Genomic DNA, 26,961 nt, shown 5'->3' with positions numbered 1-26,961 from the left:
CGTCACTCCCGTGGCCGGCAGCTCGCCCATCGGGCAGCGCGGTCAGGCGGGGCCGACGCTGGTCGCGATCGCGCGGCCCAGCTCCTCCGGCCGGGTGAACTGCGGCCAGTGGCCCGTGGGCAGGTCGACGTAATCGACGTGGCGGATCTTGGCGAGCTCCTGGGTGAACGCGAGCGACTGCTCCATCCACTTCCGGAGCGTCGCGGTCGAGAACTCGCAGGCGATGACGGTGGCGGGCACGTCGTAGCGGCGCTCGTCGGACAGCCGCACCCGGTCGCTCGCGACCCGCGCCGGCGAGGGGATCGCCCGGGCACGGAACGCCGCGCGCAGCTCGTCGTCGAGGTCGATGAGGTCCTCCGCCTCGAAGAGCCCCCAGTCGGGCAGCGGGATCTCGCCGTTGTCGACCGGGAGCTCGTCGTTGATCAGGCCGCCCTCGCCCGGCGGCACGCTGTCGACGTAGACGACCCGCGCCACCCGGTCGGGACGCGCGTCGGCGGCGACGTGCGCGATCGCGCCCCCGCCGGAGTGGCCGACCAGCACCACCTTGCCGCCGGCGGGGTCGAAGGAGTCGATCACCTTGACGACCGCGTCGACGTGGTCGCGCAGGGTGATCTCGGAGCGGTCGGCGTCTTTCGACTCCATGCCGGGCAGCGTGAGCGCGTGCGGGCGGTGCCCGGCCTGCTCCAGCGCGGGGACGACCTCGTCCCACGACGAGCCGTCGAGCCAGAGCCCGGGAATCAGGATGATGTCCATCGTCCCGAGGTTAGAGCAGGTCACCGACAGAAAGCTCCTGCCACAAACCAGTCGTCACAGAGAGGGGTTTCGGTACATGATCGGGATCATGGGCCTTCCCGTACATCCTCTCGGCGGCCGGCGTGCCGGCTAGCGCACCGGCATGAGCGCCGCCCACGACCCCACGGTGGGCGTGCTGCTGACGTCGCAGGCGTTCCGCGGTCTCGGGTACGGCGTGGCCGCCGTCCAGCTCGGCGCGCTCATGGGCGGCGACGGGCTGTCGGCCACCGAGGTCGGTCTGGTGCTGGCGGCGATTCTGGTCGGCAGCTTCCTGACCAGTCTGGTCCTGGCCCGGTGGGGCGACCGTCTCGGCCGCCGCCGTGCCTACGCGGGCCTGTACGCCGCCCTGCTCCTGTGCGGCCTGGTCATCGCCACCGGCCTGCCCTGGTGGCTGCTGGCCGTGGCCGCCCTCAGCGGGGCGATGTCGGTCGAGGTCATCGAGTCCGGGCCGTTCACCACGCTGGAACAGGTCATGCTGGCCGGCACCGGCCGCCCCCGGAAGCAGGTCGTGCGGGGATTCGGCCTCTACAACGCGATCGCCGCCGTCGCCGGGACGCTCGGCGCGCTCCTGGGGAGCCTGCCCGCCGACCGGGCACTGCTCGGCGGCATGCTGGCCGGCACGGCCGTCGCCGGGCTGCTCCTCACCCTCCGGCTACCCGCCACCGTCGAAGCTCCGGCACCGGGCCTGCCGCAGTCGCGCGTGCTGGCCCGCTCCCGCGGCCCGGTGGCCCGCCTGGCGAGCCTGTTCGCCACCGACAGCCTCGCCGGCGGGTTCGTCATCCAGGCCTACATCGGCTACTGGCTCACGGTCCGCTTCGGGGCCACCACGCACACGATCGGGATCACCTTCGCCGTGGCCGGGATCCTCCAGACCGCCTCGCTGCTGGCCGCGCCGCGGGTGGCCAACCGGTTCGGGCTGCTGCCCACGATGGTCTTCACCCACCTGCCCGCCAACGTCATGCTGGCCGCGGTGCCGTTCGCCCCCTCCCTCGCCCTGGCGATCGCCCTCCTGCTCGGGCGTGCCTGCCTGTCGTCGATGGACGTGCCCGCCCGGCAGGCGTACGTGATGGCGATGGTCCCGCCCGAGGAACGCACGGCCGCCGCCGCGATCACCAACACCGCCCGCTACCTCACCAGGCCCCTGGGACCGGCGCTGGCAGGCGTGCTGCAGTCGGTCAGTCTGGCCGCGCCGTTCCTTTTCGCCGGGGTCGCGAAGATCGGCTACGACCTCGCCCTGTGGCGGTTCTTCCGCCACGTCCCGCTGCCCGCCGACCCCCCGCCCCGCCGGGCGCGCTGAACCTCCTCGATCGCCCCAGGACCCCTATTCGCCGGTCAGGCCGTCCACCGACTCCCGGATGAGGTCGGCGTGGCCGTTGTGCCGGGCGTACTCCTCGATCATGTGGCACAGGATCCACCGCAGGCTGGGCGTCTGGCCGTCGGGCCAGCCGCGCTTGGCCGGCCGGCCGAGGCCGCCGTCGGCCAGCGCCTCCGCCACCGCTGACCGCGAGCGGGACACCGCCTCCTGCCAGAGCGCGAAGAGCTGCTCGGGGGAGTCGTCGGCGGCCGAGCTCCAGTCCCAGTCGCGGTCGGCCTTCCAGTCCACCGTGTCCCACGGAGGCGGCCACTCCGCGCCGTGCAGCGACCGGATGAACCAGTGGCTCTCGACGTAGGCCAGGTGCTTGAGCATCCCGCCCAGCGTCATCGACGACACGCCGACGGTCGCCTTCAGCCCGGCCGCGTCCAGGTCCGAGCACTTCCACGCCAGGGTCGCGCGCTGATAGTCGAGGAAGCCCAGGAGGGTCTCGGTCTCGTCGGCCGCGAGAGGGGGCTCGGGGCGGCCCTGTTCGTCCAGTTGAGTCACAAGCGCCGAGTCTAAGGCCGGGCACGCCCCCTCGGGCGGGTGAATCTTGCCGGGACCTTGCCGAATCGGTGGCGGGGAAAGCCGCGCCGTTCGTGGCGGGTCACGGTGGAATGGGCGATGTCGTGCAGCGTAGGAAGACGGGATGCCGAAGTGCTCGATCGGGTCCGTGAGGCCGCCGGAGCGGCGCTGGTGGAAGACGTCGGCGCGGTCGTGGCGGCGGCGGCCGCCATGTCCGGGCGGTTCCGGCGCGGAGGCAGGCTGCTGGCCTTCGGCCGGGGCGAGGCCGCCTCGGACGCGGCGCACGTGGCCGTGGAGTTCACCCACCCGGTGATCGTGGGCAAGCGCGCCCTTCCGGCGCTCAGCCTGGGCACCGAGCCCTCCTCGCTGCCGGTGCTGGGACGCCCCGAGGACATCGCCGTGGGGATCCGGCCGCTCGACGGAGACCTGGCCGCCGCCCGCGGGCTCGGCATGCTGACCGTCGCCCTGACGGCGGACGAGGGCTGCGCGCAGGCCGAGCACGTGCTGACCGCGCGGAGCGCGGACCCGCTGGTCGCGAGGGAGATCCACATCACGATGTACCACCTGCTGTGGGAGCTGGTCCACATGTTCCAGGAGTGCCCCGCGTGAGCGGCGAGCCGGCGGACGAGGAGGTCTGCGACTCCTGCGTGACCTGTGGCGACGTGGCGGTGGCCGTCCGGGTCGTGGGGCTGCTGCCCGACGGGCTGGCGCGTGCCGACACCGGCGCGGGCACCGAGGAGATCAGCGTGGCGCTGGTGACGGCCAGGGTCGGGGACACCGTGCTGGTGCACGCGGGCGAGGCGATCGCCGTACTCGGAAGGGACGACCGATGACCGGGACGCTCTACCCGTTCCTGCGGCGCGACCCGCTCGACGCGATGGCGTCCACCGCCGGGAAGGCCCGCGAGAGCCTGGAGCTGCGGCGGCGGGTGCTCCACGAGATGGAGGGCCGGCTGGCGGCGTGCGCGGCGGCGCTGGCCGCCGCCTTCCGCGGCGGCGGGCGGCTGTTCACGTTCGGCAACGGCGGCAGCAGCACCGACGCGCAGTCGGTGGCGGACCTGTTCACCGGGCGCGGCCTGCCGGCGGTGTCGCTGGCGGCCGACACGGCGCTCGTGACGGCGCTCGGCAACGACGTCGGCTTCGAGGTGGTGTTCGCCCGCCAGCTCGCCGCGCTCGGCGGCGCGGGCGACATCGCCTGCGCCCTGTCCACCAGCGGCGGCTCGGCCAACGTGCTGCGCGGCCTGCAGCGGGCCGCGGGCCTGCGGATGGTGACCGTCGGGTTCGCCGGTTCAGGAGGCGGCCGCATGGCGGAGGAGCGGCTGGCCGAGCACCTGTTCGTGGTGCCGTCGTCGTCGGTGCACCGCATCCAGGAGGCACAGGCGACCCTCTACCACGTGCTGGCCGAGCTGGTGTCGGCCGCCGCCGGGTAGCGGGCCGCCCCCGCACCCCGGATCAGCAGATGCGCGGCAGCGGGTCGCCCACCAGGACGTCGACCACCCGCGTGCCGCCGAAGGAGGTGCGGAGCAGGACCAGCCCGGCAGGTGCCGCGGCGACGGTCCCGATGATCGCGGCCTCGGCCCCCAGCGGGTGGGAGCGCAGCACCTCGAGGGCGCGCCCGGCTTGCTCGCCGTCGACCACCGTGACGAACCGGCCCTCGCAGGCGACGTAGAGAGGGTCGAGGCCGAGCAGCTCGCACACGCCGGTGACCTCCGGCCGCACCGGGATGTCGTCCTCTCGCAGGACGACGGCCACCTCCGACGCGTTGGCCACCTCGTTGACGACGGTGGCCACCCCTCCCCGGGTGGCGTCCCTCAGCGTGCGGACGTGCTGCGGCATCACGGCCAGCAGCTCGGCGACGACGGCGTGCAGCGGCGCCGTGTCGGAGGCGATCGGCGCCTCGATGCCGAAGTCGTCCCTGGCCAGCATGATGGCGGCGCCGTGCTCCCCGATCGGGCCCGAGACGATGACCGCGTCCCCCGGCCGCGCGTGCGAGGCCGACAGCGTGACCGGCTGCTCGACGAGCCCGACCCCGGCGGTGGTGATGAAGCAGCCGTCGGCCTTGCCGCGCTGGACGACCTTGGTGTCGCCGGTCACGATCGTGACGTCGGCCGCCGCCGCGGCGGCGGCCATCGAGTCGGTGATGCGCCGCAGGTCGGCGACGGGGAAACCCTCCTCCAGGACGAACCCGGCCGACAGATGGGCCGGCCGGGCCCCGCACATGGCCAGGTCGTTCACGGTGCCGTTGACGGCCAGGTCGCCGATGTCCCCGCCGGGGAAGAACAGCGGCGAGACCACGAAGGAGTCGGTGGTGAAGGCCAGGCGCTCGCCGCCCACCCGCAGGAGCGCGCCGTCGTCCAGCGGCGCGAGCAGCGGGTTGCGGAACGCCTCCAGGAAGACGGCCTCGATCAGGGTGTGGGTGGCCTTGCCCCCGGCGCCGTGGGCGAGCGTGATGCGCTCCTCCCTGACGACGGGCTTGCGCCGCCGGATCCGCTCGATGCGGGCGAGCACCTGCTGTTCGCGGTTCATGCCCGGCTCGCCTCCTCCGTCAGCGGCCCGGGAGCGGCGGTCGTGCGCATCTCCTCCCGGCTGAAGCGCCCGAAGTTGTAGTACGCGGCACACGCGCCCTCGGAGGAGACCATGCAGGTGCCGATCGGCGTCTCCGGGGTGCACGCGGTGCCGAACACCTTGCACTCCCACGGCTTGAGCACGCCCTTGAGCACCTCGCCGCACTGGCACGAGCGCGGGTCGGCGACGCGGACCCCGGGCAGGTCGAAGACGCGTTCGGCGTCGAAGCGGGCGTACTCGTCCGAGATGGCCAGGGCGGAGTGCGCGATGAACCCCAGCCCGCGCCACTCGAAGTGCGGCCGCAGCCGCATCACCCGGCCCATGGCCGACAGCGCGATGCGGTTGCCCTGCCACGGCACGACGCGGGCGTACTGGTTCTCCACCTCGCAGCGGCCCTCGGCGAGCTGCGTGAGCAGGCGGTGCACCGCGTCGAGGATGTCCAGCGGCTCGAACCCGGCGACCACCAGCGGCTTGCCGTAGTCGCGGGCGATGAACTCGTACGGCTGGCAACCGATCACCGCCGAGACGTGGCCCGGCCCGATGAACCCGTCGAGCCGCAGGTCCGGCGAGTCGAGGATGGCCTTGATCGCCGGAATGATCATGACGTGGTTGCAGAAGACGGAGAAGTTGTCCAGCCCCTCGGCCTCCGCGCGCAGCACGGTCATGGCCGTGGACGGAGCCGTGGTCTCGAAGCCGATGGCCATGAAGACGACCCTGCGGTCCGGGTTGGCCCGCGCGATCTTGAGCGCGTCCAGCGGCGAGTACACCATCCGGATGTCGGCACCCGCCGCCTTGGCGTCCAGGAACGAGCCCGCCCCACCGGGCACCCGCATCATGTCGCCGAACGACGTCATGATCACATCCGGCCGGCGGGCGATGTGGATGGCGTCGTCCACCCGGCCCATCGGGATCACGCAGACCGGGCAGCCGGGGCCGTGCACGAGGTTCACCTCGGCCGGCAGGTGGTCCTCCAGGCCGTGCTTGTAGATGGTGTGCGTGTGACCGCCGCACACCTCCATGAACGTGTATCGGCGCCCCGGGCGGCAGCGGGCGGCGATCTGCGCGGCGAGCGCCCGTGCCGTGCCCGCGTCGCGGTACTCATCGACGAACCGCATCAGAGGTCCTTCCTAGGCGATGTCCGAGGTGCGCAGCGCGTCGAGCTCGTCCTCGTACGGCTGCCCGAGCCCGTTGAGATAGTCGAGCACCGCCTGCGCCTCCAGCTCGGAGATCTTCGACAGCGCGAACCCGACGTGCACGAGCACCCAGTCGCCGGGCCCGAGCTCCTCGTCGGCGAGCAGGCCGACGTTGATGCGCCGGCGCACGCCGCTGACGTCCACCACGGCGAGGTCTTCGTGTTCGGGGAGGCGCTCGACGAGCTCACCTGGAATGCCAAGGCACACCGGACACCTCCCCGCCGGCAGCGCCTGAGGTGGCGAAGGTGAGCGACTCCAGGACCAGCTCGTCGCCGCCGCTGATGTCCACGCCGTCGTCGCCGCAGCCCGGGCAGACCGCCAGCGTGTCCACCGACTCGGAGCGCTCGCCGCAGTTGCGGCAGCCGACCGTCATCGGCGTGATGACGAGCTCCACCACCGCGTCCTGCACGGTCGTGCCGGCCGCGGCCAGCGTGAACGCCTGCCCGAAGGCCTCGTCGACGACGGCGTGCCGGGCGCCGACGCGTACCCGGGCGGCCGCGACCGCCCTGCCTCCCGCCTGCTGCTCGATCAGCTCGACGAGCCCCTCGCACATCCCGATCTCATGCATGCTGCCCCTACATTCGCTCCATCTTGATGTATCGCCGGATGTCCGGCCATTGGCGGATGACGACCAGCGCCAATCCGCAGAGCACGACCAGCTTCACCGTGCGCGACTTCCACATCTCACATCACCTCACCGTGGGTGCCGGATCGCGGGCGTCCGGAGTGGCACTTTCCGCAATCATTTCCATAACCAGGGACTTCACTAGGCCGGCCGCCTCGCCGACCATCGCGCGTACCGGCGCGCTCAGCTCGAACGGCTCCTCCTCGACCGACGCCGGCTCGCAGCAGACGATCCGCACCCGCGCGGGGAGCCGGCCGAGCTGCCGGGCCAGCCGCAGGACCCGGACCGGGTCCATGCCGTGCGTCTCCACCGACGCCTGCGCCTCCGCCCCGTCCGGCAGCTCGGGATCGAGGACGGTGAGCGTGCCGGGAGCCAGGCCGCGCGGGGCCGCGTCCACGAAGACCACGCCCGCGTAGTCCCGTTGCAGGGCGTAGGCCAGGTCCATGCCGCGGATGCCGAAGTCGACGACCTCCATGCCGGGTACGCCGGCCTGCCCGGCCAGGTGGCGGGCCACCTCGACGCCGAACCCGTCGTCCCCCAGGAACACGTTGCCGATCCCGGCCACCAGGACGCGGGCGGGCGCCGGGCGGCCGTCCTGCTCCCCGAGAGGTTCGATCTCCTCGCAGGAGTAGAAGAACCGGTGCCCGGGCAGCCGCGCCTCGCCCAGGTCGCGCCCGGGATCGTCGTCGAGCGTGACCGCGAGGTGGAAGGCGCCCTCGTCGTCCTGCTCCACGCTCTCCACGACGGCCACGCGGCCGTCCAGCACGAGGTCGAAGACGTCGGCCTGCGCGCGGGGCCGCAGCCGTACCCGGCTGCCCGGCCCGACCGGCACGCCGGCGATGACGACCTCGGCCGGGCCGCGGCCCGCCATCCGGGTCCAGAATCCAGTCATTCGTGTGGCTCCGTCCTGCGCATGATGCCGTGCAACCGCATCAGCTCGTCGGGTGTGAGGGAGTCGCAGCGGTCGAGGATCGCGCGGGCGCGCGGGTCCCCGTGGCGGATCTCCTCCCGTTCCCCGTCGCTGAGGGCGAGCACGCTCAGCGTGAGGAGCTGGTCGATCTCGGTCGCGTCGAAGAGGTCGCCGGGGCTCTCCAGCGAGATCCGCGGGTGGTCGTAGAGGATGATCGGCGCGGCCAGCACGGTGTGCCGGTCGCCCTCCGGCCCGGCGAGCACCGGCCAGACGCCGGCGTTGTCGCAGGCCGCCGCCTCCGCCCGCAGGTCCTCCGGCGGGTCCATGAGGGAGACGAACCGGGCCCGCGGCGCGCGCAGCACGGTGTGCGCGGAGACCAGCGTGCGCCGCACGGCCTCCTCCCGGCCGCCCCCGGGCCAGGGCGTGGTGTTGACCACCTCGACCGTGATCCGGAACAGGTCCGGGCGCAGCCGCCGCGCGCTCGCCTCGATCCGCCCGCACAGCTCCCGCCAGCCGCCTTCGGGGGACTGAGGCCGGGCCGGGATGTCGATCTTCTCGATGACCGGGCCGTGCAGCAGGTCCTCCAGGACCAGGCCCGGCATGCTCACCTCACGCTCCTGCGCCTCCTCGCCGAGGCCGGACGCCTCCGGCGCTCCGGCGCGGAGCCGGGTGACGACGTGCAGGAAGCGCACGGACACGTCGACGAGGTCGCGGGGCCCGGCTTCGAGCAGGCACTCGGTACGCGTCAGCCACGGGTCGCCGCCAGCCCGCCCATATGCCTCGGGGTGGATGCCGCCGATCGTCCAGCGGTGCCGGTTCTTCAGCGACGACTCCCGGTACGGCCACAGCAGGTAGCCCTCGTACAGCACGGCCTGCGCGATCTGCCTGACAGGGTCCATGGGGGATCAGCCTCCGCTCGTCTCCAGCAGCGACCGCACCGCGTCGTCCCAGCCCAGCAGGGTGTGCCGGACCCGGTGCGCGTACAGGCGGTCGAACGTGCCGCGCTCCAGCCGGATCCACGCGGTGTCCGGGAAGTGGCGGTCCATGAGGTCCTTCCACACGGACACCGGCATGCGGAAGTCCGCCTCGGTGTCCCACGGCAGGCAGGCCGCCTGCAGGCGGCCGTCGTCGAGGTAGAAGACGGTCCCGGTGAACAGGAACCGCAGCGGCACCTCGCCGTCCGGCAGGCCGTGCAGGTATTTGGCGGCGGCCACGTCGAAGTCGTAGGTGCACGCGACCGTGACCGGCGCGGTCGTGCTGCCCTCGAAGGCCGGGACGTGGGTGACGGTCTGCGTCCACAGCAGGCTGGACAGGTTGCGGCCCCACTCCTCGGGCGGGCCGAACAGCTCCTTGAGCCGCTGCCGCGCCTGCTCGTCGTAGCCGCGTGCGGTGGCGTCGATGCGCAGCTGCGTGGCCAGCGTGAGCGCGCGGACCGGAGCGTCCGCGCGCAGGTCGAGCCGGAAACGCAGAGCGGGCGCGACGGCGGGCGTGGCGGCCTCGACGTCGCGCACCTCGATCCGCAGGGCCGGTGTGGTCGCGGGCATCACGCGGGCGACAGGTTGGGCATGTCGGGGTCGATCGGGTCGTGCATGTGCGGGTTGACGCCGGTCGAGCGCCGCGCCGTGGAGCGGCCGTCGGGCAGGTGCCCCTTCTGCTTGTCGTAACCACCCGTCGCGTTGCCCTGGGCCACGCCCTTGACGTGGGAGGGGGCGTCGGGGCGCACGTCGCGCCGCCCGGTCCTGATCGTCGACTTCTTGCTCACGCTGGACTCCTGTCGCTGCTGCCGGCCGGCACGGTGACGGACCGGCCACCGAGGTCGGTGAAGAATCGGGTGATGTGCTCGCGTACGTCCTTGCCGCCCGTCAGGCCCCGCCAGTGCGCGCGGATGGCTCCGACGAGCGCGTAGCAGTCGTCCACCGGCACGATCCAGGCCTCGCTGTCGACGAGCAGGGCCTCGACGTCCGGCTCCAGCTGCCGCAGCACCGGGTTGTCGCGCCGCAGCAGCTCCCAGGCGGTCCGGTCGGCGGGCGCCCGCACCGCCCCGGCCGGGCTCGGGTAGTACAGGACCGGGTCGCCGGTGTCCGAGTCGTGGATCAGGAACACCGTGCGCACCGGGGCCCGCAGGCGGGCCCAGGCGCCCTCGTCCAGGCGGAAGCCGCTCAGCCGCCAGCGGCGCTCGGGCACCAGCCGGTAGTGCCCGCCGCCGGCCGCCGCGTGGTCGAACAGCACCTGGCAGGCGCGGCACGCGCAGCGCAGCTCGCGCCCGGCCAGCTCCAGCAGGTGGCGGTGGACGGCCGGCAGCGGCTCGGCGCACAGCTCGCAGCGCTGCGTGCGCCGTTCGCGCCGGGCGGGCTCGACCGCCTGCGCGGCGAGCCGGCGCAGCAGGCCGGTCATGGCACCGGCGCCCGCGAGGCGGGGCGGACGGTCAGGCTCTCGACCGGGATCAGGGCCGCGTCCGCGACCTCGATTTCGACCCGCTCGATCTCCGGGGCCGCCTCGCGCACCGCCTCCCGCAGGGCCGAGGCCGCCCCGGCCGCCGACGAGCGGCAGCCGGTCGGGCGTACGCGCAGCCGTACCAGGTCGCCCTCCACGGAGAGCAGGTCGGCGGAGCCGGCCAGCGCCTGCTCCACGCGGGTCCGCGTGTCCAGCGGGTGCAGGTCGTGCAGCAGGAGCAGCGGCGAGACCAGCTCGTCGGCGCCCAGGCGGGCCGCCGCCTCGTCGCCCACCAGCGTCATGACCCGCGCCAGGCCCTCGCCGTACAGGCCGAGCACCTCCGCGACGAGCTCCGTGGCGGCCGCGTCGGCCTTGTCGAGCAGGGATTCGATCCTGCGGACGCGCTCGTTCATCAGCCGGAGACGCCCGCGCCGAACGTGGGCGAGTGCACCTGCTTGAGCACCTTGCCGTCGCCGAGGTACATGTGCACCCCGCAGGGCAGGCACGGGTCGAAGCTGCGCACCGTACGCATGATGTCGATGCCCTTGAACGAGTCGGCGCCGTTCTCCTCGAAGATCGGCAACCCCTGCACCGCGTCCTCGTACGGGCCCGGCGTGCCGTGCATGTCGCGCGGGCTGGCGTTCCACGGCGTCGGCGGGTACGGGTGGTAGTTGGCGATCTTCCCGTCGCGGATCACCACGTGGTGCGACAGCACGCCGCGCACCGCCTCGTGGAAGCCGCAGCCGATCGCCTCGTCCGGCACCTCGAAGTCGGTGAACACCTTCGTGCGCCCGGCCCTGACCTCGCCCATCGCCTGCTCGAAGAAGTGGACGGCCATCGCCGCCGCGTACGCCACGAAGTAGACGCGGGCGCGGTTGCGCTCGATGGTGTTCGCCCAGCGCGGGATCTTCCACTCCAGCCGCGTCTCCGGGAGGGAGGCGCTCTTGGGCAGGTTGATCTCGATGCTCTGGCCGGTGGCCCGCACCGTGCCGGTGTCGACGAGGCGGGCCAGCGCCGTGGTCCACAGCCGGGCCAGGGGGCCGCCGCCGGTGTCGAGCGCCAGGTGGTCGCCGGTGCGCTTGTCGTACCAGCGGGGGCTCATCACCCAGCTGTAGTTGCCGTTGTCCAGGTCGCGCTTCTGCGGCTTGGGCAGGGTCGTCTGGTTCCACGGGTGGCGCTGGTCCACCGGGTTGCCCAGCGGGTCGTGGGTGACGAACGTCTCCTCGGCCTGCCAGTCGTCGTAGTACGAGCTGCCCAGCAGGATCCTGATGCCGAGGTTGATGTCCACCAGGTTCGTCGTGATCAGTTCGCCGTCCACCACGATCCCCGGCGTGACGAACATCCGCCGGCCCCACTGGTTCATGTTCCGGTAGTCGTAGTCGACCACCTCCGGGTCCTGGAAGGCGCCCCAGCAGCCGAGCATCACGCGCCGGCGGCCGACCTCCTCGTAGCCGGGCATCGCCTCGTAGAAGAAGTCGAAGAGGTCGTCGTTCATCGGGACGGACCGCTTGACGAAGTCGAGCACCTTCAGCAGCCGCACCATGTAGTCGGTGAACACCTGCGGGGTGGCCACGGTGCCCACGCCGCCGGGGTACAGCGTGGACGGGTGCACGTGCCGGCCCTCCATCAGGCAGCACATCTCCCTGGTGATCCGGCTGACCTGCAGCGCCTCGCGGTAGAGGTCGCCGCTGAACGGGTTGCACGCGCGCATGATGTCGGCGATCGTCCGGTAGCCGTGGATCGCCGAATTGGTGGCCAGGGTCGTCTCGGCCCGGCGCAGCAGGCTCGGGTTCGTCTCCTTGACCATCTGCTCGCAGTAGTCGACGAAGACGAGGTTGTCCTGGAAGAGCGTGTGGTCGAACATGTACTCGGCGGCTTCGCCCAGGTTGACGATCCACTCACCCAGTGGCGGGGTCTTGATGCCGTACGCCATGTTCTGCGCGTAGATCGAGCAGACCGCGTGGTTGTCGCCGCAGATGCCGCAGATGCGGCTGGTGATGAAGTGGGCGTCGCGCGGGTCCTTGCCCCTCATGAACACGCTGTAGCCGCGGAACAGCGACGAGGTGCTCTTGCACTCGACGACCTCGCGGTTCTTGAAATCGATCTTGGTGTAGATGCCCAGGTTCCCGATGATTCGGGTGATCGGGTCCCAGGACATCTCCACCAGCTCGCGGGCCTCGCCCTTGAGCTGCTTCTCACCTGCCGTACGGATTGCCACCTCGCCGCTCTCCCTCTCAACCGTTTCCCCAGCGCGGGTCGAACCCGCTCGTCAGCCTGCGGCGGTTGTGGCGCCACTTCGGCTCCTTGTTCGCTGCCTTGTTGGTGATCGCGCGAAGCCTGCGGATCATCGCGCCGTACGCGCCGCTCATCGCGACCGAGACGGACGCTCCCGGAGGCTCGTCCATGAAGGGCATGAACTTGTCGGGGAAGCCGGGCATGGTGCAGGCGATGCAGATGCCGCCCACGTTCGGGCAGCCGCCGACGCCGTCCATCCAGCCGCGCTTGGTGACGTTGCAGTTGACCACCGGCCCCCAGCAGCCGACGCGCACGAGGCACTTGGGGGAGTTGTAGTCGAGGGCGAAGTCGCCCTGCTCGTAGTAGCCGGCCCGGTCGCAGCCCTCGTGCACGGTCTTGCCGAACAGCCAGGTCGGGCGGAGCATCTCGTCGAGCGGGATCATCGGCGCCATGCCCGCCGCCTGGTACAGCAGCCAGGTCAGCGTCTCGGTGAAGTTGTCCGGCTGGACGGGACAGCCTGGCACGTTGACGATGGGCAGCCCGCCCGCGGAGCGGAAGTCGCGGCCCAGGTAGTCGGCCAGCCCCATGCATCCGGTCGGGTTGCCGGCCATGGCGTGGATGCCGCCGTACGTCGCGCAGGTGCCGATGGCGACCACGGCCCAGGCCTTGGGCGCGAGCCGGTCGATCCACTGGTTGACCGTGATGGGCTGCCCCGTGGCCGGGTCGTTGCCCATGGACGTCCAGTAGCCCTCGCCGTTGATCTTCTCGTTCGGGATGGATCCCTCGACCACGAAGATGAACGGGCCGAGCTCGCCCTGGTGGGCCCGGTGGAACGGGGCCATGAAGGCGTCGCCCGTCTCCGCGGCCAGCACCTTGTTGTGCAGGTGCACCTTGGGCAGTCCCGGTACGAGCCCGAGCAGGACGTCCTCCAGGCTCGGCAGTGTGGCGGCGGTGACCGAGACCGTGTCGCCGTCGCAGCTCATGCCCTCCGAGGTCCACAGGATGTGAACCTCGTCCAATGCTTTCGGTGTTTGTGTGGTTGTCATGGCCCAAGCCCCCTTGTCGGCCCGTGTAGAGGTTTAGGCCCCCATATCGTTGGTATCCGACCTGCGACTCTACGTAGCGGACATACCGTGATGACGGAGGTTGTAAACCATGACGCAGACCCTGCCGCCCCGCACCGGCACCCGCGATGAGCTGCGCGAACGCGTCTCACCCCGGCCCGCGCAGACCCTCATCCGCGCCGCCGCCCGGGGAGCCATCGGCTCCATGGCGATGTCCGGGCTACGGCAGTTCACGACGGCGGTCGGCCTCGTGGCGAAGGTTCCGCCCGAGGCCGTGCTGGAGCGGACCGTCCCGCGGCTGTTCCGCCGGGTGCACCACCGGCGGCGTCCCGCGATGGTGGAGCTGGCGCACTGGGGGTACGGCACGGCCGGAGGGGCGCTGTACGGGCTGCTGCCTCACGGGCTGCGCCGCCGCCCCTGGGCGGGACCGGCCTACGGCGTGGCGATCTGGCTCGCCTTCGAGACGGCCATCGCGCCCGCCCTCGGCCTGCCGCGCCGCCCCCGCACCACGCCGGAGCGCCTGGCGCTGCTGGCCGACCACCTGCTGTACGGGGTCGTGGTCGGCGCCTCCCCGTGGCCGCACCGGGACGTGCCGGAAAGCCCCGTGGAGCGCCCTAGGGACTGACCGGACCGAGCCGGTCCCTGGCGGCGGCGACGGCCACCTGGCCGAGGCTGATGCCGCCGTCGTTGGCCGGCACGCCGGAGTGGGTGAGCACCCGGAAGCCGGCCCCGCTCAACCGGTCCACCGTGCGCTCCAGCAGCAGCAGGTTCTGGAAGACGCCGCCGGACAGCGCGACCGTCGTCAACCCCGTCCCGTCGCGCAGCATCCGGCAGCAGCGCACGATGAGATCGCTCACGCCGTTGTGGAAGCGGGCGGAGATGACCGGCACGCCGGCGCCCGCGGCCAGATCCGCCGCGGCGGCCCGTACCAGGTCCGAGCCCGCCACCACCAGCACCCCGCCGTCGCGGGAGACCGCCGCCGGGTAGCCGCCGCGCTCGGCGGGGTTGGCGAGCTGCTCCAGCTCGATCGCGGCCTGCCCCTCGTACGTGATGGCGTCGCGCACGCCGAGCAGCGCCGCCACCGCGTCGAACAGGCGGCCCGCGCTCGACGTCAGCGGCGCCGCCTGCCCGCCGCGCCGGGCCAGCGCGCTGACCTGCCCCCACCGCCGCTCGTTGCGCCGGGCCACGGCCAGCGCCTCGCCCTCGCCGCCCAGGTACGCGGCCGCCATTCGCCACGGCTGCCTGATCGCCGCGCCGCCGCCCGGCATCGGCACGGGCGCCAGATGCCCGGCCCGCTCGAACGTGACCAGGTCGGCCAGCAGGAACTCCCCGCCCCACAGCGTCCCGTCGAGGCCGTAGCCGAGCCCGTCGAACGCGACACCGATCACCCGGCCGTGCTCGCCGTTGTCGGCCAGGCAGGCGGCGATGTGCGCGTGGTGGTGCTGGACGGCGACCAGCTCGACGCCCGGCAGGCCCAGGGCGTGCTTGGTGGACAGGTACTCCGGGTGCAGGTCGTGGGCCACCACCTCGGGGCGCACGTCGAACAGCGCGGCGAAATGCTCGATCCCCTCGACGTACGACCGGAAGGTCTCGTAGTCCTCCAGGTCGCCGATGTGCGGGGAGACGAACGCGTGCCGCCCCTTCGCCAGGCAGAAGGTGTTCTTCAGCTCGGCGCCGCAGCCGAGGATCGGCCGGGACGCCTCCCGGGCCAGCGTGAACGGGCGCGGGGCGTGGCCGCGCGAGCGCCGCACGGCCATCCCCTTGCCCCGGAAGGGCCGCACCACCGAGTCGTCGGCGCGCAGGTGGATCGGGCGGTCATGCGTGAGGAACGCGTCCGCGATGCCGCCGAGCCGCTCCAGGGCGTCGCGGTCGTCGTACGCGATCGGCTCGTCGGAGCGGTTGCCGCTGGTCAGCACGATCGGGGCGGCCGCGTCGGCGAGCAGCAGGTGGTGCAGCGGCGTGTACGGCAGCATCAGCCCCAGATGGCGGCTCCCCGGCGCGACCGCCCCGGCCACCGGCGCGTCCGGGTGGCGCGGCAGCAGGACGATCGGCCGCGCGCGGTCGGTCAGAAGCGCGGCGCCGGCCTCGTCCACCTCGCACAGCCGCCGGGCCGCGGCCAGGTCGGCGACCATGACGGCGAACGGCTTGTCCTCGCGCCGCTTGCGCCGCCGCAGCTCGGCGGCGGCGCCCTCGTCGGAGGCCAGCACCGACAGGTGGTAGCCGCCGAGCCCCTTCACCGCCAGCACCCCGCCCCGGCGCAGCACCCGCACGGCCTCCGCCAGCGGCTCGCCCGCCGCACCGGGGAGCTCTGTCGACGGCGCGCCCGCCGTGCCCGCCGCGCCTGCCGCGGCGACGAGCCTGAGCGTGGGGCCGCAGGCCGGGCAGCAGATGGGCTGGGCGTGGAAGCGCCGGTCGGCCGGATCGTGGTACTCCGCCAGGCACCCGTCACACATGGCGAACCCCGCCATCGTCGTCAGCGGCCGGTCGTACGGCATCGCCCGCACGATCGTCAGCCTTGGCCCGCAGTTGACGCAGTTGACGAACGGGTAGCGGTAGCGCCGGTCGGCGGGGTCGGCCAGCTCCGCCAGGCAGTCGGCGCAGGTCGCGATGTCGGGCGACACCAGCGTGCGCGACGCCCCCGACGGGTCGCTCGCGACGATCCGGAACCGGCCGTCGGCGCGCACCGTACGGGAGGTGACGGTCACCCGTTCGATCGCGGCCAGCGGGGGCGCGTCGCGCTCCAGCCGTACCAGGAACTCCGCGATCTGGCCGCGCCCGCCCTCCAGCTCCACGAAGACGCCGTGCGCGTCGTTGCCCACCCGGCCCGCCAGCCCGAGCCCCGTGGCCAGCCCGTGCACGAACGGCCGGAACCCCACCCCCTGAACGACGCCCTCGACCCGGACCCACACCCCCATCGGGCCAGTCTGCAACGAGAACGGCCCGGACTGAATCACCCCGTCGGCGAGGCGCGGATCGCTCATGCGGGCAGGACGCCGTCGAACTCCACGTGGAGGTGCCGGGGCCCGCGCAGGCCGGGGTTCGGCCGGTACGGCGGCGGGTCGGCGACCAGGCGCGGGTTGACCAGCCGCCGCGCGAGCTCGCCCAGCGCGAGCTGCGTCTCCAGCCGGGCCAGCGGGGCGCCGAAGCAGTAGTGGATGCCGCTGCCGAACCCGAGGTGCTGGTTGTCCTGCCGGTCGGGGTCGAACCGGTCGGGATCGGGGAAGCGCGCGGGGTCACGGCTGCCGGCGGCGAGCGCGAGGCTGATGATGGCGCCCTTCGGGATCGTCGTGCCCGCGAGGTCGATGTCGGCCAGCGCGGAGCGCCGGAGGCTGAGCAGCTGCACCGGCGGCTCGAAGCGGAGCAGCTCCTCGACCGTGCCGACGACCAGGTCGGGCTCGTGGCGCAGCCGGTCCAGCACGCGGGGGTTGCGCAGCAGGGTGAGCATGCCGTTGGCGATGAGGTTGACGGTGGTCTCGTGGCCGGCGACGAGCAGCGTCGCGGCGGCGCTCAGCAGCTCCTCCAGCCGCAGGTCGATGGCCGGGTCGGTGACGATGGCCGAGAGCAGGTCGTCGCCCGGCTGCCGGCGGTGGGCGTCCACCAGCTCTTTCATGTACGTGCCGAGCTCCGTCCTGACCTCCATGTTCCGCCGCTCCCGCTCGGCGACGGTCCCGGTCGTCGGGTCGATGGTCTCGATGATGGCCTGCGACCAGCGGTGGAAGCGGGGCTCGTCCTGGCGGGGCACGCCCAGCAGCTCGCAGATCACCGTGACCGGCAACGGATAGGCGAAGTCCTCGACGATGTCGACCCGGCTCTTCCCGGCGAACGCGTCGATCAGGTCCGTGACGATCCGCAACATCCGGGGTTCCAGGCCGTCGACCCGGCCGGGGGAGTGGGGCGGCCCGAAGTGCCGCATCATCATGGAGCGGATCCGGTCGTGGTCCGGCGGGTCGAGCCTGATGAACGACGACGGCAGCGCCGTCCCCGCCTCCTGCTCGGCGGCGATCTCGGGGATGTTGCGGACGTCGGAGCTGACGCGGGGGTCGTGCAGCAGCGCGACGATCTCCCGGTAGCCGCTGACGACGTAGCTGCCGTCCGCCTGCCGCGCCACCGGGGTCTTGCGCAGCTCGGCATAGAGCGGGTACGGATCGGCGCGGTTGGCGTGGTCGAGGATCCGCTCGTAGACGCCCGCCCCTGTTGTCACTTCCCCTGTCACTTCCTTCGCCACGATGAAGGCTCCCTGATGTGCTCGCTCGGTGTGGTCCGGTGCCGCGCCGTTCAGTGCCGCCGCTGCAGCGTCACGCGGCGCTCGTCCGGGTTGTGGCCGGTCAGCACCACGGTCGCGCCGTAGGCGGGCGAGACCCGCTGCGGTACGTCGGCCGGCATGACCTGGAGGCCGTCGGGCCGTCCGACCATGCCGGGGCCGGGCGGGAACGGCGCGGCCCGCTCGATCTGCGCCTGGTAGAAGTCGAGCCACATCGCCTGGTCGAAGGCGACCGCGGCCGTGATGCGGCCCCGGTTGCCGTACACGGCGACGAACCGGCGCTCGGCGACCGAGCCCTGCGCGATCACGACCTCGTCGGCGAAGGTCGGCACCCCGACGGACTTGATGTTGACGCCGAACTGGGCGGACCAGAAGACCGGCAGGGACACGTGCGGCCAGCGGTCGCTCTCGGCGCTGATCATGTTGTGCGCCGCGACCTGGGCCTGGGTCACCGCGTTGCCCCAGTGTTCGAGGGACAGGAACTGGTACTCGTACACCGGGTGCGGGAAGCGCGCCACGTCGCCGGCGACGAAGACGTTGTCGGTGACCAGGGCGTTGACGTCGAACGCGCGGCAGCCCGCGTCGCAGGCGACGCCCCACACCCCGGCGGCCAGCCCGGAGCCCTCCAGCCATTCGACGTTGCGCTCCGCGCCCAGCGCGGCCACCGCCACGTCCACGTCGAGCGTGGTGCCGTCGGACAGGCGCGCACGGCGCAGGCGCCCCTCCCCGTCCCCTTCGAGCGCCTCGACGGTGACCCCGCAGCGCAGGTCCACGCCGTGATCGCGCTGCAGGTCCGCCGCGATCGCCCCGATCGTCCCGCCCAGCGCGCCCGCCAGCGGCGCCTTCCCGCGTTCGGTGACGGTGACGTCCAGGCCCAGCTCGCGGCAGACGGAGGCGATCTCCGATCCGGTGAAACCGGCCCCGATGATCAGCACGCGCCGGGGGCCCGCGGTCAGCCGCTTCCGCAGCCGGGCCGCGTCCTCGTTGGTACGCAGCACGAACACCCCGTCGAGGGCGGCCTCCTGCGCGTTCGGCCAGGGCCGGGCGCGCGCTCCCGTGGCGATCAGCAGGCGGTCGAAGTCCACCTTCCGGCCGTCCGCGAGGCGAACCTGCCTGGCTGCCAGGTCCAGGCCGGTCGCCGCCTGCCCGAGCAGCCATTCGGCCTCGAACTCGGCCCGCCGGGGGAGCGCGGTGTCGTCGGCGGCCACCTGCCCGGTCAGGACCTGCTTGGACAGCGGCGGCCGGTCGTACGGCTCGTACGGCTCCGCGCTGATCAGGGTCAGCGACCCGGCGTAGCCCTCTCTGCGCAGCGTCGCCGCCGCCCGCAGCCCGGCCAGCGAGGCGCCCACGATGACGACGCGGCCGACCTCCACGGGCCTCCTCCCGTTCACCGGCTTGGGCGGGGCGGCCTTGGCGGGCCTCCCGAGCGTGTGGACCTGGTCGACCACCAGGGCCTGGACCGGGCAGGCCGCGGCGGCGCGCAGGACGCGGGTGCGCTCGGAGTCGTGCGGGTGGAGCTCGTACATGAGGGCTTCGGAACGGCGCATCGCGAAGACATCCGGCGCGAGGAAGGCGCACTGCCCGTAGCCCTCGCAGCGGGTGAGATCAACGACGACTCTCATCTGGTACGCCCACTTCGTAGCCTGACGATTACTCTGAGTAATCATCGGTGGCATACCCATTGCGGTCATAGCCACACCAACCGCCCGCCGGGTCAGCGGGCGGCGGTCAGCGCCAGCACGTCCGCGAGCTGGCGCGGCGTCGGCAGGATGCGCAGGGCCTCGTCGATCTCGCGTTCCGCCCAGTCGCGGTGCCGCCGCTCGGCCCCCGGGTCCAGCACGACGCGGGTCTGGCGCAGCAGGAAGTTCAGCCGGCCCGCCAGCAGCATCGAGAAGTCCGCCGGCTCGGTGATGCGCCCCGGCCCGCCGGCGCGCACGTAGGCCTCGTACATGGCCCGCATGGCGTCGAGATCCGCGTCCGGGCCGTCGCAGAACCAGTCGAACAGCGCCCTGGCCAGCTCCCGTCCCGGCGCGGCCGGTCCGAGGTTGTCCCAGTCGACGATCACCAGCGCGCCCGCGGGGTCGGCCAGGACGTTCTCCGGGTGCAGGTCGCGGTGGCAGACGATGAGGTCGGCGGGATCGGCCGGCGCGACCGCCGCGCACAGCTCGGGCAGCGTGGCCAGCCGCTCGGCCAGCCGCCCACCCCAGGCCGCACCCGCCCGCGGCCACTCCTGTCCGGCCGGGTCCTGGTGCCGCTCCACCTGCGGCCATTCGTGCTCGGCCGGGACCTGGTGGTACCAGGCGGCGGGCGGCCCGCCGTCGGCCTCCGCCGCCGCGGCGGGAGCGCACCGGTGCAGGCGCGCCAGCAGCGTCCCGAGCTCGCGCGGCGTGCCCGGCGCCGCCAGATCGACCGGCCGCAGGTCCACCCAGTCGTACAGGCGCAGCCACGTCCCGCCGCCGGGCGCCCTCAGCAGGTGGCGGCCCGCGCGGTCGGGGTGGCCGGCCGGCAGCCGCACTCCCGCCTCGGCCGCCCGCCGCGCGAACGCCAGCTCCGCCTCGAGCAACGCCTCCGACGGCGGCTCGCCGAAGATCTCCTTCAGCGCGTAGCGGGCCGGGCCCACCTCCAGCCGCCAGATCTGCCCCAGCGCGCCGCGCGGCCCGGCCGACACCACGACGTCGGCGTCCCACCCGAACGCCTCGCGCAGGTACGCGGCAACACTCAGCTCTCCGGCGAGGTCCACACGACCCAGTATGAACCGACGGAACGCCCGGACGCCGACGTTCACGCGGCTGTCATCCGTATATGTCATGATCCACGGGTTCTCACGGATCTTGTGACAGGAGAAGGATGACTGCATTGGCGCGCCGCGCGTTCCGCGCCGCTCTCGCGGGCGGCCTGGCCGCGGCCGTGGCGATCTGGCCGGTGGCGGCACCCGCGGAGGCGGCCGTCTCCGCCGCCGTCTCGGTGGACTTCACCAAGCCGGTCCGTACGCTGTCCGCCGGCGACTACGGCGTGGGCATCACCGGGTACGGCGAGGGCTCGTACATCACGAACGACCCCCGGCACCGCGAGAACCTGCGCAACCTCAAAGCGGGCCGGATGCGCATAGAGCTGCACTACCAGGAGCCGGGCCACCATTCCAGCCCGATCGTGTGCGGCGGGTACAAGTGCGACACGACCATCACGGGCGACGCCTGGATCGCGGCCATTCGCGACCTGGGTGCCGAGCCGGTCGTCATCCTCCAGGTGGACGGCCGCCAGACCGCCGAGGTGAACCGGGACGACGCGGTCGCCCTCTACCGGCACTTCGCGGCCTCGGGCACGCCGGTGCGGCGCTTCATCCTGGGCAACGAGCTCAACTGCACCTGCACCCCAGAAAAGCCGGAAATGTCGGCATCTGAGTACAGCCGGCGCTTCAACCTGATCACCGACGCGCTCGACGCCGCCGACTCCGCGGTCCGCGTCGGCGGCCCCGCCACGGCCTGGAACGACCTGTCGTACATCAGGACGTTCCTGGAGGGCTCGCGCGACCGGGTCGACTTCCTGGACTACCACGACTACGGCAACGGCACGGACCCGATCAGGGACGAGGACCTCCTGGGCGCCGCCGTCCGCAGCTACGAGACGGACCTCAAGGAGGTCGGCGCGCTGGCCGAGTCCGTGCTCGGCCGCAGGATCGACCTCCAGATCGGCGAGTTCAACTCCGACTTCGACGACCCCGACGGCCACCGTACGCTGACCCACTTCAACACGCTGTGGGGCGCGGCGGCGCTGGGCCAGATCCTGCACGCCGGTGCCGCCGCCTACCAGTACGGCGACAAGAACGGCCAGCTCGGCCTGACCAGCACGAAGGGCGAGGGCGGCATCCAGCGCAGCGAGCCGCTGCCCATCTACCACGGCATCGGCATGTTCACCGGCGAGGGCCTGTTCCGCCCGTTCGGCACGACCATGGTGCAGGCGGCGGCCGACACCGACCGGCTGTACGCGTTCGCCTCGGACGCGGCCAAGAACGTCGTCCTGGTCAACGTCGGCGCCCAGCCGCTGGAGACCAGGCTCGCGTTCACCGGCCTGACGGCGGGCACGGCCGCGATCTGGCAGAGCACCTCCGACGCGTGGACCCCGCACCGCACCGGCACGGCCGCCATCGCGGGCGGCGCCGCGACGCTCACGCTCCCCGCGGGCTCGGTCACGACCCTGGTCATCGACCAGCAGGGCCTGTCGGCGACCTACTTCGACAACGCCGACCTGACCGCGCCCAAGCTGACCCGGATCGACCCGGCAGTGGACTTCGACTGGGGCGCGAACGCCCCCGACCCGGCCGTGTCCGCCGACACGTTCAGCGTGCGGTGGACGGGCAAGGTGGTCGCCGAGCGCGCCGAGACGTACACGTTCATCACCACGAGCGACGACGGCGTGCGGCTCTGGGTGGACGGCACGCTCCTCGTGGACAACTGGACGGACCACTCCAAGCGCGACGACAGCGGCCAGATCGCGCTGAGCGCCGGGGCGCACGACATCAAGATGGAGTTCTACGACAGCGGCTACGACGCCATCGCCCAGCTCCACTGGTCCAGCCCCACCGTACAGCGGCAGATCATCCCCACGGCGAACCTGCTCGCCGGCTGAGCCGTGAGCCCCCCGGCCGGGGGGCTCACGCGGCCAGCACCCTGGCGAGCGCCTCCTGGACGGCGGCCCGCACCGTGGCGGGGTCGTCGAGGTCGAAGCCGACCACGAGCCCGTCCCTGAGCAGCAGGACGATGTCGGCGGTCCGCTCCGGGTCGGGGTGGCCGTCGGCGGCCAGGAGGTCGCGGTAGAGGCCGCGGACCCAGTGGCGGTATTCGTTGATGGCCTGCCGTACGGGGTGCGCCGGGTCGGGATACTCGGCCGCCGTGTTGACGAACGGGCAGCCCCGATAGCTCGTGCCCGCGCCGAACTCGCACATGTAGGCGAAGATCTCCATCAGCTTCTCGCGCGGCGAGGCGGCCCGCAGGGTCGTGACCAGGGCGCGCTGCAGCGAGGTCTGCTGGACCACGTAGGCGCGGACGAGGTCGTCCTTGCCGGGGAAGTGGTGGTAGAAGGTCGCCTTGGCGACGCCCGCCTCGGCGATGATCCGGTCGATCCCGACCGAGTGCACGCCCTCCGTGTAGAACAGGCGCGTCGCGGTCTCGAGGACGCGCTCGCGCGCCGGGCTGGGGCGACGGCCCTCCAACGTCTCTGCGCTCACCAGTTGACGATACCAGACAGACCTGTCTACTCTCAGGTCCAGAAGGGCAGACAGACAGGTCTGTCTAAACGAAGGGCATCGACATGAGCATCTACACCGCCATCGCCACCTCCGCCGGACGCGACGCCCGCGCGGTCTCCTCGGACGGAAAGCTGGACGTCAAGCTGGCCATGCAGAAGGAGCTGGGCGGCGACGGCGAGGGCACCAACCCCGAGCAGCTCTTCGCCGCCGGCTACGCCGCCTGCTTCGCCTCGGCGATGCGGCTGGTGGGCGCGCAGCAGAAGCTCGACGTCTCCGACGCGTCGGTCACGGCCGAGATCGGCCTGTCGCCCAACGGCAAGGGCGGCTTCCAGCTCGAGGCCACCCTCCGCGTCGAGCTGCCCGACTCCATCGCGCCGGAGGCGGCCAGGGAGCTCGTCGAGGCCACCCACCAGGTGTGCCCCTACTCCAACGCCACCCGCGGCAACATCCCCGTCAACCTGGTCATCGAGTAGCGGGATCGTCGGGGCGGCGGGCGACGGCCTCGATCTCCTCGGCGATCTTCCACAGCGGCGTGCGGCGGGTGGTGAGGACGACCATGACCTCGTCCGCGGCGGCCCCTGGGTGGACGGCCTCCAGGCCGTCCACCCAGGGGCCGAGGGCCTTGGTCACCTCCGAGATCGCCGCCGCGAGCCGCGCGCGTACGTCCCCCCGGCCGCCGGAGCGCAGCCAGTCGCGCAGCACGTGGTTGTGCGCGGCCACCACGGCGGCGGAGGCGACCTCGTGGCGCAGCCGGAACTCCGGCCCGCCGTCCTCGGCGCGGCGGCCGTCCAGGTAGCCGACGAAGGCCCGCTGGTAGCGGCTGATGGCGGCGACCTCCCACTCGCGCAGCGCCGGCACCCGCCGCGTCAGCTCGTACCGCTTGACGGCCGTCTCGGGGTCCTCGGCGTACATGTCCAGGACGATCCCGGCGGCGTCCGCGATCACGAGAAGCGGTGAGCGCAGGGGAGAGGCCGACTCCAGGAACTCCGTCACCCGCTCCAGGCACGCGTCGTGGTCGGGGAGGATCGCGTCCTCCTTCGTACGGAAGTGCCGGAAGAACGTCCGCCTGGCCACTCCGGCGGCCTTGGCGATCTCGTCCACCGTGGTCGCGTCGAACCCGGCCTCGAGCGACAGGCCGATGGCCGCGGACATCAGTTCCCGGCGCGCGTCTCGCCTCGCGGACATCTGCTCCCTTCCGCCCGCCTGTGAGGGCTTCACCGTACACCGGCTCTGGCGTCATGTCACTCAGTGCCTTATGTTAAGTCACTGAGTGCCTGTTCTTGAGTTGGGAGAAGCGTATGAGCCTGGCCGGCCACCTGCACGACTCGGCGGAGGAGTACCCCATGCTCCGCGAGGCGATCAGGGCCCTCGCCGAGGAGAAGATCGCCCCGCAGGCGGCCGCCGCGGACGAGAACGAGGAGTTCCCCTGGGAGGTCTACAAGGCGCTCGTGGCGGCCGACTTCCACGCCGTGCACATCCCCGAGCAGTTCGGGGGTGCCGGGGCGGACGCGCTGGCCACGGTGATCGTCATCGAGGAGGTGGCGCGGGCGTGCGCCTCGTCCTCGCTGATCCCGGCCGTCAACAAGCTCGGTACGGTGCCGCTGCTGCTGTCGGCGTCGCAGGAGCTGAACGCGCGCTACCTGCCGGCGGTGGCCAGGGGCGAGGCCATGTTCTCGTACGCGCTGAGCGAGCCGGAGGCGGGCTCGGACGCGGCGTCGATGAAGACGCGGGCGGTCCGGGACGGCGACGACTACGTCCTCAACGGCACCAAGATGTGGATCACCAACGCCGGCGTGTCGGAGTACTACACCGTGATGGCGGTCACGGACCCGTCGGCCGGCGCGCGTGGCATCTCGGCCTTCGTGGTCGAGAAGTCCGATGAGGGCGTCTCCTTCGGTCCCAAGGAGAAGAAGCTCGGCATCAAGGGCTCGCCCACCCGCCAGGTGATCCTGCAGGACGTCCGCGTCCCGGCCTGGCGCATGATCGGCGCGCCGGGCACCGGCTTCAAGACCGCCCTGGCCACCCTCGACCACACCCGCGTCACCATCGCCGCCCAGGCCCTCGGCATCGCCCAGGGCGCGCTGGACTACGCGATCGGCTACGTCAAGGAGCGCCGCCAGTTCGGCCGCCCGATCGCCGACTTCCAGGGCCTGCAGTTCATGATCGCCGACATGGCCATGAAGCTGGAGGCGGCCCGGCAGCTCACGTACACGGCCGCGAGCATGTCCGAGACGGCCATGCGCGGGACCCCGGTCAAGGAGCTGACCTTCTTCTCCAGCGCGGCCAAGTGCGCGGCCTCGGACGCGGCCATGGAGATCACCACGGATGCCGTGCAACTGCTCGGGGGGTACGGCTACACGCGGGACTATCCGGTGGAGCGGATGATGCGCGACGCCAAGATCACCCAGATCTACGAGGGCACCAACCAGATCCAGCGCCTGGTGATGGCCCGGCAGCTCCTCAAGTAGCCCGTGACATGCAGAAACCCCGTTCCCCTGAAGGGGTAGCGGGGATCGTCATGTCCGATTCTTAGCCTCTAAGGATCTTGTCCGTGGCTGTTCCGTGAGGCTCACCCGGCCGTGGCCCGTGGCTCGTGAGCTCTCCACGGCTGCCACGTCGAGCTCGGCCGCTCCTGCATGGCCGGGTCATCCTGCCCGAGAGATATGCCCCCGGTAGGCGGGCGTCGATGTACAGGAGGCAGACGATGGGCTGGACTAAGATCACCGAGGGAAGCGCGGCGGAGGTGGGGTTGTGCCATCTCGTATGGCCGGTACGGGAGCGGATGCGGCGCCTGGGGCTGTCGCAGGCGCGCGTGGCGTAGATGACAGGACTCCACCGCTCGACGATCTCCCGGGCGCTGTCGGGCCGCCCGAAGTATCCTGCCCCCGCGGGGCGAGGGGTGGCCGCAGATCGTTGGAAACAGCGCAGGGTCGGAACAGGCGGTCGTTGATGGCCTTTCGAGCGCTGTCGTGGAAGCCGGGCATCATGTGAGCCACAGGGCATCCGCCATTTCCTACGGATCAGATGATAGGGCTCATGGATCAAGGAGCGAGAGTTCGTCTGCTGGGGCAGGCTGACGTCTCTGCCGTCAAGGCAAGTCAGGCTGCCGCGAGAGCGGACGTCGGCTGACGCGCTGCTGTGTCCAGCGCATGTACCAGTCCAGGAACGGCACCGGCTCGCTCCAGCCTCCATGCAGACGGCCCGACGGCTCGACATCCCTCCAGGGAGCCGATGGCCACCAGTACATGTCCTTCGCCTCGCCCCACTCGGTGAGCCAGACGGTGCCGGCGTACTCACCGTTCATGGCGAGCATGCTGATCCACGAGCACCCGTGGCTGCACAGGAACATGGTTCCAGGCGAGGGCTTGTCCATCCACAGGGTGGGATCCGCCCCCTCGGCGGCGAGGCGCCGCAGTTGCCGCACATCATCCCGAGTCACCGGGAAGGGCTCCCAGGGGTAGGCGGCCACCTCGGGTTCCTCCTGAAAATGCTCACGCTCGCCCTGGGTCTCTTCCACGATCCAACGCAGGTCGAGCAAGGGGCCGGGCGAAACTCCCCGGCCGAAACGCAGCAGGAACGACCGGAACTCGTCAGGAAGCGGCGCGCCGATCACTTCCTCAAGGGCCACAACCTCCGATTCCGGCAAAGGAACAGCCGTCGAGAGATCAGCAAGCCGGGAGAGTCCAGTAGCCATTTCATCCAGGCTGATGTCTGATCGCACTGGCTTCTCCCGATTGAAGGGTCAACACGCACAGGCTAA

Annotated in this window: 30 protein-coding genes; 8 read left to right on the top strand and 22 right to left on the bottom strand. The window is 72.1% G+C overall.

Annotated features, from left to right (window positions below; all coding sequences use genetic code 11):
- Positions 1-42 precede the first annotated feature (42 nt).
- On the bottom strand, positions 43-753 hold the full coding sequence (locus tag HD596_RS50510) for an alpha/beta fold hydrolase (RefSeq protein ID WP_185076433.1): 711 nt from the start codon (positions 751-753) through the stop codon (positions 43-45).
- Between the two features lie 142 nt (positions 754-895).
- Here HD596_RS50510 and HD596_RS50505 point away from each other — a divergent pair, with 142 nt between their 5' ends.
- Positions 896-2,089, top strand: coding sequence for an MFS transporter (locus tag HD596_RS50505; protein WP_185076431.1), 1,194 nt, complete (start codon positions 896-898; stop codon positions 2,087-2,089).
- A 24-nt stretch (positions 2,090-2,113) separates the two neighbouring features.
- Here HD596_RS50505 and HD596_RS50500 read toward each other — a convergent pair whose 3' ends face one another.
- The gene (locus HD596_RS50500; protein ID WP_185076430.1) at positions 2,114-2,653 is read right to left on the bottom strand and encodes a DinB family protein; all 540 of its coding nucleotides are present in this window, start codon (positions 2,651-2,653) and stop codon (positions 2,114-2,116) included.
- A 150-nt stretch (positions 2,654-2,803) separates the two neighbouring features.
- Between HD596_RS50500 and HD596_RS50495 the strand changes: the two genes are divergently transcribed.
- From HD596_RS50495 to HD596_RS50485, 3 genes are read left to right on the top strand one after another with little or no spacing between them, the layout of a single operon-like run.
- Complete coding sequence (locus HD596_RS50495; RefSeq protein WP_313046667.1) at positions 2,804-3,280, top strand: phosphoheptose isomerase family protein; 477 nt, start codon at positions 2,804-2,806, stop codon at positions 3,278-3,280.
- Positions 3,277-3,504: a HypC/HybG/HupF family hydrogenase formation chaperone gene (locus HD596_RS61040; protein ID WP_185076426.1), complete on the top strand. Its 228-nt coding sequence runs from the start codon at positions 3,277-3,279 to the stop codon at positions 3,502-3,504. Before HD596_RS50495 ends, HD596_RS61040 begins: the two co-directional genes overlap by 4 nt.
- Complete coding sequence (locus HD596_RS50485; protein WP_185076424.1) at positions 3,501-4,100, top strand: D-sedoheptulose-7-phosphate isomerase; 600 nt, start codon at positions 3,501-3,503, stop codon at positions 4,098-4,100. Before HD596_RS61040 ends, HD596_RS50485 begins: the two co-directional genes overlap by 4 nt.
- Before the next feature lie 22 nt (positions 4,101-4,122).
- Here HD596_RS50485 and hypE read toward each other — a convergent pair whose 3' ends face one another.
- The 13 genes from hypE to HD596_RS50425 are packed head-to-tail and all read right to left on the bottom strand — an operon-like array spanning position 4,123 to position 13,677.
- Entirely contained in the window at positions 4,123-5,196 is a 1,074-nt protein-coding gene (gene hypE, locus HD596_RS50480) for a hydrogenase expression/formation protein HypE (protein WP_185076423.1), read from the bottom strand.
- Positions 5,193-6,350: a hydrogenase formation protein HypD gene (gene hypD / locus HD596_RS50475; protein ID WP_185076421.1), complete on the bottom strand. Its 1,158-nt coding sequence runs from the start codon at positions 6,348-6,350 to the stop codon at positions 5,193-5,195. Before hypD ends, hypE begins: the two co-directional genes overlap by 4 nt.
- 12 nt (positions 6,351-6,362) lie before the next feature.
- Complete coding sequence (locus HD596_RS50470) at positions 6,363-6,635, bottom strand: HypC/HybG/HupF family hydrogenase formation chaperone (RefSeq protein ID WP_185076419.1); 273 nt, start codon at positions 6,633-6,635, stop codon at positions 6,363-6,365.
- On the bottom strand, positions 6,613-6,996 hold the full coding sequence (locus HD596_RS50465; protein WP_185076417.1) for a hydrogenase maturation nickel metallochaperone HypA/HybF: 384 nt from the start codon (positions 6,994-6,996) through the stop codon (positions 6,613-6,615). The genes HD596_RS50470 and HD596_RS50465 overlap by 23 nt, the downstream gene beginning before the upstream one ends.
- Positions 6,997-7,003: 7 nt before the next feature.
- Entirely contained in the window at positions 7,004-7,111 is a 108-nt protein-coding gene (locus HD596_RS66040) for a DUF6893 family small protein (protein ID WP_376776106.1), read from the bottom strand.
- 6 nt (positions 7,112-7,117) lie between these two features.
- Positions 7,118-7,945: a hydrogenase maturation protease gene (locus tag HD596_RS50460; protein ID WP_246555437.1), complete on the bottom strand. Its 828-nt coding sequence runs from the start codon at positions 7,943-7,945 to the stop codon at positions 7,118-7,120.
- The gene (locus HD596_RS50455; RefSeq protein WP_185076415.1) at positions 7,942-8,862 is read right to left on the bottom strand and encodes a hypothetical protein; all 921 of its coding nucleotides are present in this window, start codon (positions 8,860-8,862) and stop codon (positions 7,942-7,944) included. The genes HD596_RS50460 and HD596_RS50455 overlap by 4 nt, the downstream gene beginning before the upstream one ends.
- Positions 8,863-8,868: 6 nt before the next feature.
- Positions 8,869-9,507: a DUF6084 family protein gene (locus tag HD596_RS50450; RefSeq protein WP_185076413.1), complete on the bottom strand. Its 639-nt coding sequence runs from the start codon at positions 9,505-9,507 to the stop codon at positions 8,869-8,871.
- Positions 9,507-9,725 (bottom strand): hypothetical protein, encoded by a 219-nt coding sequence (locus HD596_RS50445; RefSeq protein ID WP_185076411.1) that lies wholly within the window; start codon positions 9,723-9,725, stop codon positions 9,507-9,509. Before HD596_RS50445 ends, HD596_RS50450 begins: the two co-directional genes overlap by 1 nt.
- Positions 9,722-10,357, bottom strand: a complete 636-nt coding sequence (locus HD596_RS50440; RefSeq protein ID WP_185076409.1) for a DUF5947 family protein — start codon at positions 10,355-10,357, stop codon at positions 9,722-9,724. Before HD596_RS50440 ends, HD596_RS50445 begins: the two co-directional genes overlap by 4 nt.
- The gene (locus tag HD596_RS50435; protein ID WP_185076408.1) at positions 10,354-10,809 is read right to left on the bottom strand and encodes a NifU-related iron-sulfur-binding protein; all 456 of its coding nucleotides are present in this window, start codon (positions 10,807-10,809) and stop codon (positions 10,354-10,356) included. The genes HD596_RS50440 and HD596_RS50435 overlap by 4 nt, the downstream gene beginning before the upstream one ends.
- Entirely contained in the window at positions 10,809-12,614 is a 1,806-nt protein-coding gene (locus tag HD596_RS50430; RefSeq protein ID WP_313046659.1) for a nickel-dependent hydrogenase large subunit, read from the bottom strand. Before HD596_RS50430 ends, HD596_RS50435 begins: the two co-directional genes overlap by 1 nt.
- 16 nt (positions 12,615-12,630) lie before the next feature.
- Positions 12,631-13,677: an NADH-quinone oxidoreductase subunit B family protein gene (locus tag HD596_RS50425; RefSeq protein WP_185076406.1), complete on the bottom strand. Its 1,047-nt coding sequence runs from the start codon at positions 13,675-13,677 to the stop codon at positions 12,631-12,633.
- Between the two features lie 109 nt (positions 13,678-13,786).
- Between HD596_RS50425 and HD596_RS50420 the strand changes: the two genes are divergently transcribed.
- The gene (locus HD596_RS50420) at positions 13,787-14,320 is read left to right on the top strand and encodes a DUF1440 domain-containing protein (protein WP_246555436.1); all 534 of its coding nucleotides are present in this window, start codon (positions 13,787-13,789) and stop codon (positions 14,318-14,320) included.
- On the opposite strand, the gene hypF is transcribed toward HD596_RS50420, so the two are convergent.
- The 4 genes from hypF to HD596_RS50400 form a co-directional block, all read right to left on the bottom strand.
- The gene (gene hypF, locus HD596_RS50415; RefSeq protein WP_185076404.1) at positions 14,310-16,610 is read right to left on the bottom strand and encodes a carbamoyltransferase HypF; all 2,301 of its coding nucleotides are present in this window, start codon (positions 16,608-16,610) and stop codon (positions 14,310-14,312) included. The two genes, HD596_RS50420 and hypF, sit on opposite strands and share 11 nt — an antisense overlap.
- 62 nt (positions 16,611-16,672) lie before the next feature.
- Positions 16,673-17,920 (bottom strand): cytochrome P450, encoded by a 1,248-nt coding sequence (locus HD596_RS50410; protein ID WP_313046655.1) that lies wholly within the window; start codon positions 17,918-17,920, stop codon positions 16,673-16,675.
- Between the two features lie 50 nt (positions 17,921-17,970).
- Complete coding sequence (locus HD596_RS50405) at positions 17,971-19,578, bottom strand: FAD-dependent oxidoreductase (RefSeq protein WP_185076402.1); 1,608 nt, start codon at positions 19,576-19,578, stop codon at positions 17,971-17,973.
- 92 nt (positions 19,579-19,670) lie between these two features.
- Positions 19,671-20,696 (bottom strand): phosphotransferase enzyme family protein, encoded by a 1,026-nt coding sequence (locus HD596_RS50400; protein ID WP_185076400.1) that lies wholly within the window; start codon positions 20,694-20,696, stop codon positions 19,671-19,673.
- Positions 20,697-20,803: 107 nt separating this feature from the next.
- Between HD596_RS50400 and HD596_RS50395 the strand changes: the two genes are divergently transcribed.
- Positions 20,804-22,582: a PA14 domain-containing protein gene (locus HD596_RS50395; protein ID WP_185076398.1), complete on the top strand. Its 1,779-nt coding sequence runs from the start codon at positions 20,804-20,806 to the stop codon at positions 22,580-22,582.
- A gap of 25 nt (positions 22,583-22,607) precedes the next feature.
- On the opposite strand, the gene HD596_RS50390 is transcribed toward HD596_RS50395, so the two are convergent.
- A complete protein-coding gene (locus tag HD596_RS50390) occupies positions 22,608-23,180 on the bottom strand; it encodes a TetR/AcrR family transcriptional regulator (protein ID WP_221519978.1) in 573 nt (190 codons plus the stop codon).
- An 83-nt stretch (positions 23,181-23,263) separates the two neighbouring features.
- On the opposite strand from HD596_RS50390, the gene HD596_RS50385 reads away from it, so the two are divergent.
- Positions 23,264-23,674, top strand: a complete 411-nt coding sequence (locus HD596_RS50385) for an organic hydroperoxide resistance protein (RefSeq protein WP_192785113.1) — start codon at positions 23,264-23,266, stop codon at positions 23,672-23,674.
- Here the strand turns inward: HD596_RS50385 and HD596_RS50380 are convergent.
- Complete coding sequence (locus HD596_RS50380) at positions 23,664-24,386, bottom strand: TetR family transcriptional regulator (RefSeq protein ID WP_185076396.1); 723 nt, start codon at positions 24,384-24,386, stop codon at positions 23,664-23,666. The genes HD596_RS50385 and HD596_RS50380 overlap by 11 nt on opposite strands.
- Positions 24,387-24,499: 113 nt before the next feature.
- Between HD596_RS50380 and HD596_RS50375 the strand changes: the two genes are divergently transcribed.
- The gene (locus HD596_RS50375) at positions 24,500-25,669 is read left to right on the top strand and encodes an acyl-CoA dehydrogenase family protein (RefSeq protein WP_185076393.1); all 1,170 of its coding nucleotides are present in this window, start codon (positions 24,500-24,502) and stop codon (positions 25,667-25,669) included.
- Between the two features lie 620 nt (positions 25,670-26,289).
- Here the strand turns inward: HD596_RS50375 and HD596_RS50370 are convergent.
- Positions 26,290-26,922: an SMI1/KNR4 family protein gene (locus HD596_RS50370; protein WP_185076392.1), complete on the bottom strand. Its 633-nt coding sequence runs from the start codon at positions 26,920-26,922 to the stop codon at positions 26,290-26,292.
- Between the last annotated feature and the right edge of the window lie 39 nt (positions 26,923-26,961).

The sequence above is a fragment of the Nonomuraea jabiensis genome (assembly GCF_014204795.1).
GTDB classification, from domain to species: Bacteria; Actinomycetota; Actinomycetes; order Streptosporangiales; family Streptosporangiaceae; genus Nonomuraea; species Nonomuraea jabiensis.
The sequence above is the reverse complement of the archived record's forward strand: the minus strand, read 5'-3'. Positions and strand labels throughout refer to the sequence as shown.